At 62.1% G+C, this 14,106-nt stretch carries 15 protein-coding genes; 11 read left to right on the top strand and 4 right to left on the bottom strand.

What is annotated here, in order from left to right; genetic code table 11:
- Window positions 1-4 precede the first annotated feature (4 nt).
- Genes ABGN05_RS06415 through ABGN05_RS06380 form a run of 8 tightly spaced genes read left to right on the top strand, consistent with a single transcriptional unit; the run spans window position 5 to window position 6,812 of the window.
- Complete coding sequence (locus tag ABGN05_RS06415) at window positions 5-1,063, top strand: amidohydrolase family protein (protein ID WP_367953193.1); 1,059 nt, start codon at window positions 5-7, stop codon at window positions 1,061-1,063.
- Window positions 1,060-1,398 (top strand): non-heme iron oxygenase ferredoxin subunit, encoded by a 339-nt coding sequence (locus tag ABGN05_RS06410; RefSeq protein ID WP_367953192.1) that lies wholly within the window; start codon window positions 1,060-1,062, stop codon window positions 1,396-1,398. The genes ABGN05_RS06415 and ABGN05_RS06410 overlap by 4 nt, the downstream gene beginning before the upstream one ends.
- Window positions 1,398-2,216, top strand: a complete 819-nt coding sequence (locus ABGN05_RS06405; RefSeq protein ID WP_367954326.1) for a 2-keto-4-pentenoate hydratase — start codon at window positions 1,398-1,400, stop codon at window positions 2,214-2,216. The genes ABGN05_RS06410 and ABGN05_RS06405 overlap by 1 nt, the downstream gene beginning before the upstream one ends.
- Window positions 2,216-3,151 (top strand): acetaldehyde dehydrogenase (acetylating), encoded by a 936-nt coding sequence (locus ABGN05_RS06400; protein WP_373695918.1) that lies wholly within the window; start codon window positions 2,216-2,218, stop codon window positions 3,149-3,151. Before ABGN05_RS06405 ends, ABGN05_RS06400 begins: the two co-directional genes overlap by 1 nt.
- A gap of 1 nt (window position 3,152) precedes the next feature.
- Window positions 3,153-4,178, top strand: a complete 1,026-nt coding sequence (dmpG, locus tag ABGN05_RS06395; RefSeq protein ID WP_367953190.1) for a 4-hydroxy-2-oxovalerate aldolase — start codon at window positions 3,153-3,155, stop codon at window positions 4,176-4,178.
- A gap of 17 nt (window positions 4,179-4,195) precedes the next feature.
- A complete protein-coding gene (locus ABGN05_RS06390) occupies window positions 4,196-5,029 on the top strand; it encodes an alpha/beta fold hydrolase (RefSeq protein ID WP_367953189.1) in 834 nt (277 codons plus the stop codon).
- 22 nt (window positions 5,030-5,051) lie between these two features.
- A complete protein-coding gene (locus ABGN05_RS06385; RefSeq protein WP_367953188.1) occupies window positions 5,052-6,053 on the top strand; it encodes a PdxA family dehydrogenase in 1,002 nt (333 codons plus the stop codon).
- A gap of 21 nt (window positions 6,054-6,074) precedes the next feature.
- A complete protein-coding gene (locus ABGN05_RS06380) occupies window positions 6,075-6,812 on the top strand; it encodes an SDR family NAD(P)-dependent oxidoreductase (protein ID WP_367953187.1) in 738 nt (245 codons plus the stop codon).
- Between the two features lie 42 nt (window positions 6,813-6,854).
- Here the strand turns inward: ABGN05_RS06380 and ABGN05_RS06375 are convergent, their stop codons facing one another.
- The 4 genes from ABGN05_RS06375 to ABGN05_RS06360 all read right to left on the bottom strand — a co-directional run bounded on the left by ABGN05_RS06375 (window position 6,855) and on the right by ABGN05_RS06360 (window position 9,916).
- On the bottom strand, window positions 6,855-7,889 hold the full coding sequence (locus ABGN05_RS06375; RefSeq protein WP_367953186.1) for an alpha-hydroxy acid oxidase: 1,035 nt from the start codon (window positions 7,887-7,889) through the stop codon (window positions 6,855-6,857).
- A 62-nt stretch (window positions 7,890-7,951) separates the two neighbouring features.
- Window positions 7,952-9,208, bottom strand: a complete 1,257-nt coding sequence (locus ABGN05_RS06370) for an amidohydrolase family protein (RefSeq protein ID WP_367953185.1) — start codon at window positions 9,206-9,208, stop codon at window positions 7,952-7,954.
- Between the two features lie 38 nt (window positions 9,209-9,246).
- Window positions 9,247-9,564, bottom strand: coding sequence for a hypothetical protein (locus ABGN05_RS06365; RefSeq protein ID WP_367953184.1), 318 nt, complete (start codon window positions 9,562-9,564; stop codon window positions 9,247-9,249).
- Window positions 9,551-9,916, bottom strand: a complete 366-nt coding sequence (locus ABGN05_RS06360; RefSeq protein ID WP_367953183.1) for a Rieske (2Fe-2S) protein — start codon at window positions 9,914-9,916, stop codon at window positions 9,551-9,553. Before ABGN05_RS06360 ends, ABGN05_RS06365 begins: the two co-directional genes overlap by 14 nt.
- 104 nt (window positions 9,917-10,020) lie before the next feature.
- Between ABGN05_RS06360 and ABGN05_RS06355 the strand changes: the two genes are divergently transcribed.
- From ABGN05_RS06355 to ABGN05_RS06345, 3 genes are all read left to right on the top strand, one after another.
- Window positions 10,021-10,536, top strand: a complete 516-nt coding sequence (locus ABGN05_RS06355) for a MarR family winged helix-turn-helix transcriptional regulator (RefSeq protein WP_367953182.1) — start codon at window positions 10,021-10,023, stop codon at window positions 10,534-10,536.
- A 219-nt stretch (window positions 10,537-10,755) separates the two neighbouring features.
- Window positions 10,756-12,564: a thiamine pyrophosphate-binding protein gene (locus tag ABGN05_RS06350; RefSeq protein ID WP_367953181.1), complete on the top strand. Its 1,809-nt coding sequence runs from the start codon at window positions 10,756-10,758 to the stop codon at window positions 12,562-12,564.
- Between the two features lie 16 nt (window positions 12,565-12,580).
- The gene (locus ABGN05_RS06345; RefSeq protein ID WP_367953180.1) at window positions 12,581-14,080 is read left to right on the top strand and encodes an aldehyde dehydrogenase family protein; all 1,500 of its coding nucleotides are present in this window, start codon (window positions 12,581-12,583) and stop codon (window positions 14,078-14,080) included.
- Window positions 14,081-14,106: the final 26 nt, after the last annotated feature.

Below are 14,106 nucleotides of genomic sequence, written 5' to 3'. Positions count from 1 at the left end.
CGATATGTTGGCTCAAGCTAAAGGCCATGCCGTGTCTCAAGTAACCGACGTCCACACGCATATTGTCCCGCCCGTCCTGCCGAACGGGAAAGGTCGTGACGCGCGCTGGCCTTCGATCCAACACGGCGAGAACGGGGACGCCGCGGTGATGATAGCCGGCGAGGTTTTTCGCCGCATCGACTCGAGCTGCTGGGATGCCGAACGGCGGCTGGAAGACATGCGTGCGGACGGCGTCGATATTCAGGTCATTTCGCCGATGCCGGAATTGCTCTCGACCTGGTTTTCGCCCGCTGATGGGGATGAACTTGCGCGGGCCATGAACGAGTTCATCGCCAGGATGATGGCCGATACGCCCGGTCGTTTCCGGGGCATTGGCATGGTTCCCGTGCAGGACCCGGAACTCGCCGCTCGTCGGCTGGCCGACGTGAAGGCAATGGGCCTTTCCGGCGTCGAGATCGGCACCCACATCGATGGTGTGCCGCTCGGGGACCGGCGTCTCGATGCGTTTTTTGCCGCGGCGGAAGAAAATGATCTCTGCATCATGGTGCATCCGCTCCATCCTGCCGGGATGGAGCGGCTCGTCGGTCCTGCGGATCTGGGTGCGACCGCTGCGTTCCCGCTGGAGACGGCATTGGCCGCCGTGTCGCTGCTTACAGGCGGCGTTATGGAACGCTTCCCCGGATTGAAAATCCTTCTCAGCCACGGTGGCGGCGCGCTGACCTCCATCCTCCCAAGGCTCGACCATGCGTGGTCGATCGGAATGTCACTGTCGCGGCTGATGTCAGAAAAGCCGAGCGAGGTCGCAAGGCGGTTCTGGTTCGATAGTATCGTCTACGACCCGCGAGCTTTGACCTATATCGCGGATATGGTCGGCGATGAGCATCTGGTGCTTGGTTCGGATTATCCATTTTCGATCCAGCAGCCGCAAGCCGCGGCCTTTGTCGGTGGGGCGCTCGGCGAATTGCGTTCGGCGAAGGTCATGTGGCGCAATGCCGAGAATTTTCTCGGGTCGGTTTCGGCGCCGGCGGGATTGGCGAAGACGGTTGCGGGAAGCTCGATATGATCGGCGCCACATCGGAAACGCTCATCTGTGCATTGGCGGATATTCCCGATGATGAGGGGCTTCGTGTCGATCTGAACGGTTTTCCGCCACTGGCAGTCTGGCGGGTCGGTGAGCAGGCCTATGTCACCGACGATACCTGCACGCATGGTCAGGCGTCGCTGACGGCCGACGGCATGCAGAATGAATTTGTCATCGAATGCGGTCTGCATCAGGGCGAATTCGATATTCGCGATGGCAGCGTCAGATCGCCCCCATGTTCCAAGCCGCTGCGTGTCTATGCCACGCGCGTCGTCGACGATCAGGTTTATGCGGTGTTGCAGGAGGAGCAGGGTTGATGGCGACACGTTCAAGAGCAGCCGACCGGCAGGTCGGAGATCAGATTGCCGCCGTCGCGGCGATGCTGCGGGAGGCGGAGGATTCCGGGAAGCCGTGTCCGCCCATTCTAGACCTGCTGCCTGCCGGTGACGTCGAGGCGGCCTACAAGGTTCAGCAGATCAACATCGATCATAAGATCGGTTCTGGGCGCCGTCTCATCGGACGCAAGATTGGGCTCACATCCGTGGCCGTGCAGCGTCAACTAGGCGTGTCCGAACCTGACTATGGTGCGCTGCTCTCCGACATGATCGTCGGGGATGGGGAAACCATCGCTTTCGATCGCCTGTTGCAGCCCAAGGCCGAGGCTGAGATCGCGCTTATCCTTGGCGCTGACCTAGACATGCCGTCGCCCAACCTCGCCGACGTGCTGCGCGCGACTGCATTCGTGCTGCCAGCGATCGAGATTGTCGCCAGCCGGATCCAAAACTGGAAAATTTCGCTTGTCGATACGATCGCCGACAATGCGTCGAGCGGAATGTTCGTGCTGGGCACGCCGGCAATCCGACCTGAAGGGTTTTCCTTCGGCGACTGCGCGATGGAACTCAAGCTCAACGACGAGGTCGTGTCCACCGGCAGCGGCCGTGCCTGCATGGGCAATCCGCTGAACGCCGCGGCCTGGCTGGCAGCGCAGATGCATGCCCTAGGAACACCGCTCAGGGCGGGTGAGATTATCATGACCGGCGCGCTCGGCCCGATGACGGTCGTCGGCCCAAGCAGCAAGGTTTTCGCCAGCATCGAAAACCTCGGAACCGTCTCATTCAACATGGGAGACCAGTGATCGTGGGCATCAAGGTTGCAATCATCGGGTCCGGCAACATCGGCACTGATCTGATGATCAAGATCATGCGGACATCCACCATCCTCGAAATGGCGGCATTTGTCGGTATTGACCCGGAATCGGACGGACTTCAGCGGGCGCAGCGTCTCAAGGTTGCGACTACTGCGGGGGGCATCGAGGGACTGCGCGCGCTCCCGGTCTACAAGGAGATCGAGATTGTTTTCGACGCGACCTCGGCAGCGGCGCATGCAAAGCACAGCGAAATCCTGCTGGCGGACGGCAAGCAGGTGGTGGACCTCACGCCGGCGGCGATCGGGCCCTATGTGGTGCCGTCGGTAAACATCGATGCCGGCTGCTCGTCGCGCAACATCAACATGGTGACCTGCGGGGGGCAGGCGACGATCCCGATCGTGGCCGCGGTCTCTCGCGTCGCGCCGGTCACCTATGCTGAGATCGTCGCGTCCATCGCTTCAAAGTCGGCGGGACCGGGCACCAGAGCCAATATCGACGAATTCACCGAAACGACGGCGCGCGCTATCCGCGAGGTCGGAGGAGCCGAGGCCGGCAAGGCGATCATCGTGCTCAACCCGGCCGAGCCGCCGCTGGTGATGCGCGACACCATCTATTGCCTCGCCCGCACCGACGACCGCGACGCAATCCGCGAGTCGATCCACCGCATGGTCAGGGACGTGCAGAGCTACGTGCCTGGCTACCGCCTCAAGCAGGAGGTGCAGTTCGAGCGCATCGGCGAAAACAACGCGTTGACCATCCCGAACGTCAGCCAGTCGGCAACCGGAACCAAGGTCAGCGTCTTCCTGGAGGTCGAAGGGGCGGGTCACTATCTGCCCAAATATGCCGGCAATCTCGACATCATGACCTCCGCCGCGCTGAGGACTGCCGAGCGGCTTGTCGAACTGCGTCAGAAGGCCGCCTAACATGCATTCGAAGCTCTACATCCAGGATGTCACGCTGCGCGACGGCATGCATGCAATCAATCACCAATACTCATTGGAGCAGGCTGCGGCGATCGCGCTAGCGCTCGATAACACACATGTAAGCGCCATCGAGGTCGCTCACGGCGACGGGCTTGCGGGATCCAGCTTCAACTATGGATTCGGCCGGCATAACGACCTCGAATGGATCGAGGCAGTGGCTGAAAAACTCACCCACGCAAAACTTACGACGCTGCTGCTTCCCGGCATCGGAACCATCCACGATCTCAAGGCGGCGCATCAGGCCGGCGTGCGCTCCGTGCGCATCGCAACCCACTGCACCGAAGCCGACATCGCCAAGCAGCACATAGAGTTCGCGCGCAAGATAGGGCTCGATGTGGCCGGCTTCCTGATGATGGCGCATATGAGCGAGCCGCAGGCGCTGGCCGAGCAGGCGAAGCTGATGGAGAGCTATGGCGCTCATTGCGTCTACGTGACCGATTCGGGCGGCGCTCTGATCCTGACGGGCGTACGCGATCGCATCCGCGCCCTGCGCGATGCGCTACGCCCCGAAACACAGGTTGGCATTCACGCGCATCATAATCTGTCGCTCGGGGTCGCCAATTCCATGGTTGCGGTCGAAGAGGGCGCGGTCCGCGTTGATGCTTCGCTCGCGGGGCAAGGGGCCGGTGCCGGCAATGCACCGCTCGAAGTGTTCGTTGCCGCGGCGAACCGCGCCGGCTATGTCCATGACTGCGACCTATTTGGGCTGATGGATGCCGCCGAAGATCTCGTGCGGCCATTGCAGGACCGGCCGGTGCGCGTGGACCGCGAGACCCTGTCGCTGGGCTATGCCGGCATCTATTCCAGTTTCCTGCGCCACGCCGAGCGGGCCTCCAAGCTTTACGGCATCGACACCAGGGCAATCCTCGTCGAACTCGGCGAGCGCAAGATGGTCGGCGGTCAGGAAGACATGATCGTCGACGTGGCGCTGGACCTCAGCGCCCGGCGCAGTGCCGCCGACAATTGATAAATGGGAGTGTGAACATGAACATCGCTGCATCGGATCCGGAACTAGGCAAGTCCATCAAGGCTGCCGGCCTCGATACGAACTATCTCGAACAGGGCAGCGGCTTTCCCGTCATGCTGCTGCATGGCTCGGGACCCGGCGTCACCGGCTACGCCAACTGGCGCTTCACGATTCCCGTGCTCGCCGAACACTTCCGGGTTATTGCACCCGACGCGGCGGGATTCGGCTACACCGAGCGCAAGGAAGGCCAAGTCTATGACATGGACTTCTGGGTTCGGCACACCGTCGGGCTGATGGATGCTCTGGGGATCGAGAAGGCGCATTTCGTCGGCAATTCCTTTGGCGGCGCGCTGACGATAGCGATCGCAGCGCGGCATCCCGAGCGGGTTGACCGCATCGTGTTGATGGGCGCCGGCGGGCTGGAATTTGATGTTACCGAGGGGCTTGAGGCGGTTTGGGGCTACCAGCCGAGCCCGGACTACATGCGCATGATGATGCAGGAATTCTTTGCCTACGACAAAAGTCTGATCCGCGAGGATCTCGTGAAGTCGCGCTACGAGGCGAGCATCCGCCCAGGTTACCATGAGAGCTTTTCGTCGATGTTTGCCGCGCCGCGTCAGCGCCATCTGAAGATGATGGCGACGCCGGAAGACATGGTTGCCGCCTTGCCCAATCGAGCCCTCATCATCCATGGGCGTGAGGATCGCGTGGTTCCGCTCGAGGTCAGCTTCCGTTTCCATCAACTCCTCAAGCATTCGGAACTGCATGTCTTCGGCGAATGCGGCCACTGGACGCAGATCGAGAAGAAGGACCGCTTCAACAAGCTCATCACGGACTTCTTCCTTGTCTGATCTGGAACGCGGAGGACATCCCATGGCGGGCGAGGCGGGAAGGCCGCGGATTGGCGTGATGATCGGCGACCCTGGCGGGATCGGTCCGGAAGTCTGCGTCAAGGCGCTGGCAACGGGCGAACCTCAGCGGCTCGCCGACGTGGTGCTGATCGGAAATCTCCATGTCGTCGAGTCGGCGGCGAAGGCTGCTGGCGTGTCCATGTCGGTTCAGGCGGTGGAGAGTGCAGCCGGCGCGAGCGGGGAGCTTTTCATCCCCGTCCTCGACAGCGGCAGCCTTCGGCCCGAAGATTACCGTATCGGCGCATCGTCCGCGGCGAGCGGCAGGGCGGTCAAACAGTGGATTGATAAAGCCACCGCCTTGTCGAATTCCGGCGAACTTGACGGCTGGATTATGGCGCCGGTCAACACCACCTCGCTGAAGGACGCCGGGGTGCTCAAGGACATCGACGACCTGCAGCCGCCTGGCACCTTCATGTTTCGGCTGAGCGGGCCGTTGAGGGTCGTCCCGATCAGCGAGCACTTGAGGATAAAAGACGTTGCCGCTGCGGTGACGGCCGACCGGGTCCTGCACGTGATACGTCTTGTCGACAAGCATCTGCGGCGCTGGGGGATCGCGGCGCCGCGCATAGGCGTGGCGGGCCTGAACCCGCACGCCATGTTTGAGGAGGATATTGAGGAGATCGCGCCCGCGGTAGCCCGGGCCAAGGCCGAGGGGCTCTCGGCGGAAGGGCCGGTGCCACCGGATTCGGTGTTCCGCCAGTGCATCGAGGACCGCTATGACGCGGTCGTCACTATGTATCACGATCAAGGTCAGATCGCAGTCAAGACCTCCGTCTTCGAAGGTGCCTGCACTGTCTATCTGGGCCTGCCTTATGTCCAGCTTTCCGTGCCTCATGGTACGGCTTACGACATTGCTGGGACTGGCAAGGCGCAGCATCGCAGCATGCTCGCCGCCATGAAAACCGCCGCGATGCTCGTTGCCGGCAAAGGCTTTCTTCATATCCCGGCCGAACGCGCGGCTTAGATTTCAGCAGGAGACATCGACGTGGAGACCAAAGTTGCGCTGGTTACCGGCGGCACGGCTGGTATTGGCCGGTCCGTTGCCCAAGTGCTCAAAAGGGACGGATGGCGGGTAGCGGTATGCGCGCGGCGCGAGGACCGGCTCCGCGAACTTGCTTCCCAAGGATTCTCGACCTATCCCTGCGACGTGTCGGATTCCCATTCGGTGGAGGGCTTGATATCCGCCATCGAGAGCGATCATGGCCGCCTGGACGCGGTCGTCAATTCGGCCGGCGTGGCTGCCGCCCGCCAGGATTTCGTCGAACTGCCCGACGAAGAAGTACGCCGGCTGTTCGAGATCAATGTCTATGGCACGCTTTCGGTAACGCGCTCGGCGATCAGGCTTCTGAAAGTCAATGGCGGCACGATCGTCAATCTGTCTTCGACGCTGGCGCGCCGGCCGCGGCCGGGCTCCGCTGTCTATTCGGCGACCAAGGGCGCGATCGAGGCCTTCACCATGGCCCTTGGGACCGAAGTGGCCAAGGACAAAATCCGCGTGCATGTCGTCGCGCCGGCATTGGTGCGCAGTGAAATCTGGCTTGCCTCGGGCATGTCGAACGACGACTACGACAGCCTGCTGGCGGCGCGCGGGAGAGAATTTCCGCTTGGCCGTGCAGGTGAGCCTGAAGACGTATCTGAACTCATCGCCTATCTGGTTTCGGACAAAGCGCGGTGGATGACCGGCAACTTGATCCAGGTGGACGGCGGCGCGACCATGCGCTGAATGGCGGCTAACGCATCCGCTCCACTACAAGCGGTGAGCTCGTCACCTGCTCTGCCCCCACCAGGCCCTGACTAGCCGATGCGGTCGGAGCACGTCCCGGGAGACCTGGGAGAGCGTGGGACAGCCGGTAAGCGCCATCGCGATCGTCAGCTCCGCTTCCAGGATTTCCAGCGCGCGGACCATGCCTTTCCAGCCTCCTGCCGCCAGGGCTGCTCCGTGCAACTTGCCGAGCCCTACCGCGCTGGCGCCGAGCGCGACGGCTTTGAGAATGTCTGTTCCACGCAGGAAACCGCTGTCCACGATGATTTTGGTGGCCGTCCCTACGGCCCCGGCGATCTCGGGCAGCATTTCGATGCTGCTGGGCGCGTGGTCGAGTTGCCTGCCGCCATGGTTCGAGACATAGACGGCGCTCGCCCCGGCATTCACCGCGCTTCGCGCATCTTCGGCGGTGAGTATGCCCTTGACGATCACCGGCAGTTCGCTCCAGCTGCATAGTCGTTCAAGCCGGTCCCAGGTGAAGGTGGCCCGATATCCGCCTTTCCCGACAGGCCCGGCGGCAAGATTGGGACGGTCGATCGCCTCGGCTGGCGAGAAGCGGGCCTGCAGGTCGCGATCGCGTCGGCTGTAATGCGCTGTATCAACGGTAACGCAAAGGGCGCCGAAGCTACCGCTGGCCGCTGCGCGCCGGACTATGTCGCGCACCCATTCCTCGTCGCCCTCGATATAAAGCTGGAAGATATGCTTGCCTTTGAAGCTCCTGCCGAGCTCTTCGAGCGACGGCTTGGCCATGACGCTTACTCCAGCGGCTATGCCGAATGCTTCGGCCGCCCGGCAAGAAGCAGCCGCGCCATCGGGATTGAGAAGGCCAATCGACCCGATCGGCGCGAGAATCACGGGGATGCGAAGGTCTAGACCAAACAGGCTGCTCGAAGCATCGACGCGGCTCACGTCCCGGAGAACGCGCGGCACCAGCATGATCTCGTCAAGCGCGGCCCGGTTGCGTCGCAGCGTGGTCTCCGTGTCCGACCCTCCAGTCAGATAGTTCCACAATTTCGGGCCGAGCTCATGCTCGGCCACCTCCAGAAGCTCCGGGATGGTCTCGAAATCGGCAGCCGGCTGTGCGGAGTGCTCCATATCCCTTATGCGACGACCGCCGCTGCCGGATTGATGCCTGCTGCGGCGCGAGCCGCGTTGCGCGCCAGCTTCGGCTCCGACAGCGTGTCGCTGAGGTTGAAGAGCTTCTTGGCGTTTCCACCAAGAATATTGCGCTTGCCCCGGTCGCTCAGGAACGGCAGGTCGTGGATCACGCTCGGCAGGTCCATGTCCCAGTGCGGATAGTCGGACGAGTAGAGGAGTTGGCTTTCCGCCTTGATCATCTTGAATGTGAGTTCGAGCGCCTCGGGATTGTCGACCATCTCCATCGGTTGGTTAGTGTAGTACATGTCACGCATGTATTCGCTCGGCTTGCGCTTCAGGAGCGGCGCGTCGGAACTGCGCATCATGAATTCATTGTCGAGCCGCTGCATGAGGAACGGCAGCCAGGCGAGGCCGCTTTCCATCCATATGACCTTTAGCCGTGGAAACCGCTCCGGCATGCCGTTCACGACCCAGTTAGTCATGTGCACCATGTTGTGCCAGGCAAAGCCGAGCGCGTGGACGGCAATAAAGCGATTGGTCAGCGCCAGGGATTGGTCGTTCCAGCTATAGGCGGCGTGGAAGGCGAGAGGGAGGTTGCGCTCCTGCAGCGCCCTATATGTCGGCACGTAAGCGTTGTCGTAGACCCCGCGATAATGTGTCGCCGTGACAACGAAGCCGATTACGCCTGGCTTGTCGCCGAAATCCTCCACCATCTTGAGACAGGCGGCCGGATCGTTAAACGGCAGGTAGAGCATCGACTTGAGGCGAGAGTCCTCGGCGAGCACGCGTTCGCAGAGCCAGCGGTTGTAGGCGCGCGCCAATCCTACTTCGGTTTCGACGCGAGGGCAGGTTCCCAGTGTCAGCATAGGGGTGGGGAACATGCAGGCCACGTCCACGCCCATCGCGTCCATCCATCGCCGCATCAGCGTGATGTCGCGATGCGGTTCGGGCGGAACCTTCTCAAGCTTGCGCTTCGGGTAGCGCGTGATGCGACCGGCCATGCCCTGATAGCCGCCTTCAGTCGACATGATGCCTCCCGACATCATGCCCTGGAATTTCGCTTCGTGCCGCAGCACCGAATCTTCGATATATTCGGCTATTTCGGCGAACACTTCATTTTCGTAGTGGTGCGAATCCGTATCAACGATGAGGAAGTCGTCATAGCCGCGAATGCGCGCCTGCTCGGCGGCGTTCTTCAGCAGCGTCGAGGTGTTGAATTCCTCATGGGCGAGATCCCGAAAATTGGTGGGCGCGTTCATGATGTCTTACCTCCCGATTTGAGTCCTGCCCAATCCGCTTATCTGTGAATTTTTCCCAGGCCCGACATGGCCTGCCAGGCGCCGAGCTCGAACACTTCGAGGCCGACGGCATCCATCATGGCCGTGCAGCCGATGGCGACGTCGGTAACCGCAAGGGCGCTGTTTGCCCCAAACGGCCTGGGACGCCCTCCTGCCTGCACCTTTGCCGCATAGAGCCGCACCAGACTCGCCAGAAGCTGACCAAGATTCTCGTCGGGAATCTCCCCGACAAGACCGCGGTCGGTCGCCTCCTCGACGAGTCCTGCAAGCGCCGACGCCTGGCTCGCAAAAGCCGCCTCGAGTTCAGATGCGGACATAGATTTGTCCATCCTGGACCGTCACGTCGAACTTCTTGAGGCGAAGCTTCGGATCGTTGGCGTTCACGCCATCCGTGACACGGAATGCATAACCATGCCACGGGCAGATGATGTGGAACTCGCTTTCGTCGAAACTCTGGCCCCTGTAGAAGCCGGCCTCGTCGATATTCTCGACCACCTTAGGCATCCGCACGCCTTCGCAGGCGGGTCCGCCCTGGTGCGGACAGTAGTTGCGATAGGCGTAATAGGCTCCGTCATGGCGAAATACCGCGATCTCGGCGCCGGTATTGGACACGACCAGCGTCGAGCCATCGGCCAAATCGCCCTCTTGGCATACGAAGACATCTTTCATCGCTTCGCTTCCCGCGCTGAATTAATATGATACCTTACTAAATAGAGCCGGAGATTATTGCAAAGCGATCTGACCGAGATTCTTGCAGAGTGAGAAAAGCCATCATGCCGAAATCAGAAAAGCCGGACGAAGAGGCCGCCTCGACGTGGGTCGCGCCGCCTGGCATTGGACTTGGAAACCTCTTCCAGGAAGGACAGCTTGCATTCGTGAAGGTCTTCCGGACCGAACTCGCCGCCTACGGGGTTACCGTCTCCCAGTACCAGCACCTTCGAAAACTCTGGGAGCAGGACGGCATTACCCAGGCGCAACTCTCCAAGCGGGTGGGCATCGAAAGTGCTTCCTCAACGGCGACCCTGAACGCGCTCGAAAGGCGCGGCCTCATCAGCCGGATCCGCGATTCCGCGGACCTGCGGAAGGTGAAGGTCTATCTCACCCCTGCCGGCCGAATGGTTCAGGACGACTTGATCGCCTGCGCCCGGCGCACCAACGAAGTCGCGACCGCGGGAATGAGCAAGGGCGAGATCGATATCGTATTCTCCCTGGTGGGGAAGATCACGCGTCGGCTGCGTGGTTTCGAAAGCGCGGACCAACCCGCTTCGCCGTCTGCCGCGGCCGAGTAGGTCCGCTCGAAATCCGTCACCTGTCGGAGGTAAGGCAAATCAGGGTGCATCAGGTCTCTCGTTTCTCGATAGTCGAGAAAGGGATTTCGACGCCTTGACGCGACGGTGCCTACTGTCATGCTTTTGACGTGTCGGAGAGGACTTCCTGAGCGGGCCAAAAGCCAGACCGCAAAGCCGACAAGCGCAGGTTTGCCGGCAGTTGCCGGCGCGGGAGGATTGATGAACTTGGAAAACCGCAGCGAGGCGGTCGAGAAGATTGGCTTGCGGCAGAGCGAGCAGCCGGTCGATCCCGATCCTGTGCCTCGCTGGGGAAGCGACGTCATCGCCCGCGTTCTGGGTGACTTCGATTGCCGCTACATCGCGCTCAACCCCGGCGCGAGCTATCGAGGCCTGCACGATAGCCTGGTCAATCATCTCGGCAACGAGAACCCCCGCATGCTCATCTGCCTGCACGAGGAGCATGCGGTCGCGCTGGCGCACGGTTTCGCGAAAGTGGCCGAGAAGCCGATGCTGGCCGCGGTTCACAGCAATGTCGGACTGATGCATGCGTCGATGGCCGTCTTTAATGCATGGTGCGACCGTGTCCCGCTGATCCTAATCGGCGCCACCGGGCCGGTGGATGCCTCGGAGCGGAGGCCTTGGATCGACTGGATCCACACGTCGCGCGACCAGGGTGCGCTGGTTCGAAATTACACCAAGTGGGATGATCAGCCGGCCTCGGTTCCGGCGACGGTGGAAGCGCTTCTGCGCGCCCGCAATATCGCCATGACCGCCCCGCGCGGACCGGTCTATGTCTGCCTCGACGTTTCGGTGCAGGAGAGTCTCCTGACCGAGGAGATTGCACTTCCCGCGCTGGCGCGTTTTGCGCCTCCCGAAGATCCGACGCCTTCCCGCGCCGCGGTAGAAACCGCGTTGAACTGGTTGCTGGAAGCCGAGCGTCCGGTGGTATTGGCCGGCCGTGTCTCCCGCAGCATGGAGGACTGGCAGCGGCGCATCGAGCTGGTCGAAGAAACCGGTGCGCTCGTGATCACCGACATGCGCATGCCCGCCGCTTTCCCGGTCGCGCATGAGCGTCACGCGGCACTGGGCAACCTCATTATGCCGCCCGCCGCCAGAGAGGTTTTGAGCCGCGCCGACGTGATTCTCAGCCTCGACTGGCTGGATGTCGGCGGCACGCTGGCGCAGGTGGGCGGCGGAGCGACGGAGGCCCGGCTCATTCACGCTTCGATGGAAACCACGCTCGCCAATGGCTGGGCGCAGGATGTTATGGCGCTTGCCGCCGTGGATCTGCCGGTGATGACAACGGCCGACAAATTTACCGCTGCCCTTGTCGAAGGACTGGCCGGCCGCTCTCGAACCCGCGATACCAACTGGACGATCGCGCCGAAGGCGCGCACTTCCAGGGCTGAACGCCCGTCGCAGCCGTCGTCCGAGGCAATCACTCTGGTTACGTTGGCGGAAGCCGTTGAAGAAGCCGGTTCGTCGTTCGACGTCACCTTGATCCGGCTGCCGATCGGTTGGCCCGCGGATGGGTGTCACTTCGACCACCCGCTCGCCTATCTGGGCGGCGATGGTGGCGGCGGCATCGGATCTGGCCCGGGCATGTCGGTCGGAGCCGCCCTCGCATTGAAGGATACGGACCGCCTTCCGGTGGCCGTTCTTGGGGACGGCGATCTCCTCATGGGCTGCAGCGCGCTTTGGACCGCCGCGCGCTACGACATTCCGCTTCTCGTCATCGTTGCCAACAATCGCTCCTATTTCAACGACGAGATGCATCAGAAGGTGGTGGCGGAACGCCGCGACCGCGCGATCGAGAACAAATGGATCGGCCAGCATATCAGGGAGCCGGCGGTCGATCTTGTTGGTCTGGCCAAAGCTCAGGGCTGGTCGGAATCAACCCGCGTCGACCATCCGGCGGAACTGCAGCAGGCGATCCTGACGGGAATGCAGTTGGTCAGGGCAGGCAAGCAGGTCCTGATCGAGGTCATGACCGAGGCCGGCTACCACAGCGGCGTGGTCAATAAATAGGTGATTGGCAGAAACGATGAATTTGATGGCACAGGGTAAAACACGCGCCTCGAGTGAGGAGTGGAGGCATGTGCTTCCGACTAATCTCGGCCTTTTCTACGGCGGCGAGTGGCATTCTCCGGCTGCCGGCAGGACATTGCCTGTGCTGAATCCCGCCAACGGTGACGTCCTCGCGCATGTGGCGCTCGCGGATCGCGAGCATGTCGATCGCGCCGTTGCTGCTGCCAATTCCGCATTTCCAGCCTGGGCGGCACTGTCTCCGCTCAAGCGGAGCGAGTATGTCCGAGGGATAGCCAAGCGGGTTCGGGAAGCCGGCGACGAACTTGCCATGCTGGACGCGCTCGACAGCGGCAACCCGCTGAAGGGGATGCTTCTCGATATCCAGATGGGTTCGACCATCATGGAATATTTCGCCGGCCTCTCCACCGAGATCAAGGGCTCGACGATCCCCATGCCGGGGGGCGTCTTGAACTATGTCCTGCGAGAGCCTCTCGGTGTTGTGGCGCGGCTCGTTGCCTTCAACCATCCGCTTCTCTTCGCCATCGCCAAGATCGCGGCCCCCTTGATTGCCGGCAACACTGTGGTGCTGAAGCCGAGCGAGCACACGCCGCTTTCTGCGCTGCGGCTTGCCGAACTGGTCCAGGACCTGCTTCCGCCGGGCGTCTTGAATATCTTGAACGGTGATAGAGCGGCCGGCGAGGCGCTGGCCACTCACCCGGGAGTTGCCAGCATCGCGGTGGTCGGCAGTATCGCTACCGGCCGTGCCGTCATGCGCGCGGGGGCCGAAACGCTGAAGCGGGTGACGCTAGAACTCGGCGGAAAGAACGCGCTGATCGGCTATCCCGACGCCGACCCGGCGAAAGTGGCTGCGGGTTGCGTGAAGGGCATGAATTTCGACTGGACAGCGGGTCAGTCCTGCGGCTCCACCAGCCGCGTTCTCGTTCACGAATCGATCTACAGTGAGGTGATTGAGGCGGTCTCCGATCTGGTCGGCAAGATTCGCCTCGGCCAGCCGACTGCCATCGAGACCGAGATGGGATGTCTGTCGAGCCAGGCTCAGTTCGAAAAGGTCACCGGCTATATCGAGGGCGCCAAGCGGGACGGCGTCCAGCTCGTGGCGGGAGGAGGACGCGGCAGGGGAGATCTGGAGCGCGGATATTTCGTCGAGCCGACCGTCTTTGCCGACGTAGCGCCCGATCACCGCATCGCTCGCGAGGAAATCTTCGGACCTGTCCTGTCGATCTTGAAGTGGAGCGACGAGGCGGCTCTTTTCGAGGCGGTCAATTCAGTGCCTTACGGGCTGACCGCGTCGGTGTGGACGAACGACCTCTCGACCGCTCACCGCGCCGCTGCCAGGATCCAGGCCGGCTATATCTGGATCAACGGGTCCAGCTCGCATTTCCTCGGAGCCCCCTTCGGTGGCTACAAGCAATCAGGGCTTGGGCGAGAGGAATCGATCGAGGAACTCCACGAATTCACCCAGCTGAAGAACGTCAACGTGACGCTGAGCCCATGACAATCGCAGCGCAGGAAATGTCATCG

The organism is Aquibium pacificum, assembly GCF_040839445.1.
Classification (GTDB): domain Bacteria; phylum Pseudomonadota; class Alphaproteobacteria; order Rhizobiales; family Rhizobiaceae; genus Aquibium; species Aquibium pacificus.
The sequence above is the reverse complement of the archived record's forward strand: the minus strand, read 5'-3'. Positions and strand labels throughout refer to the sequence as shown.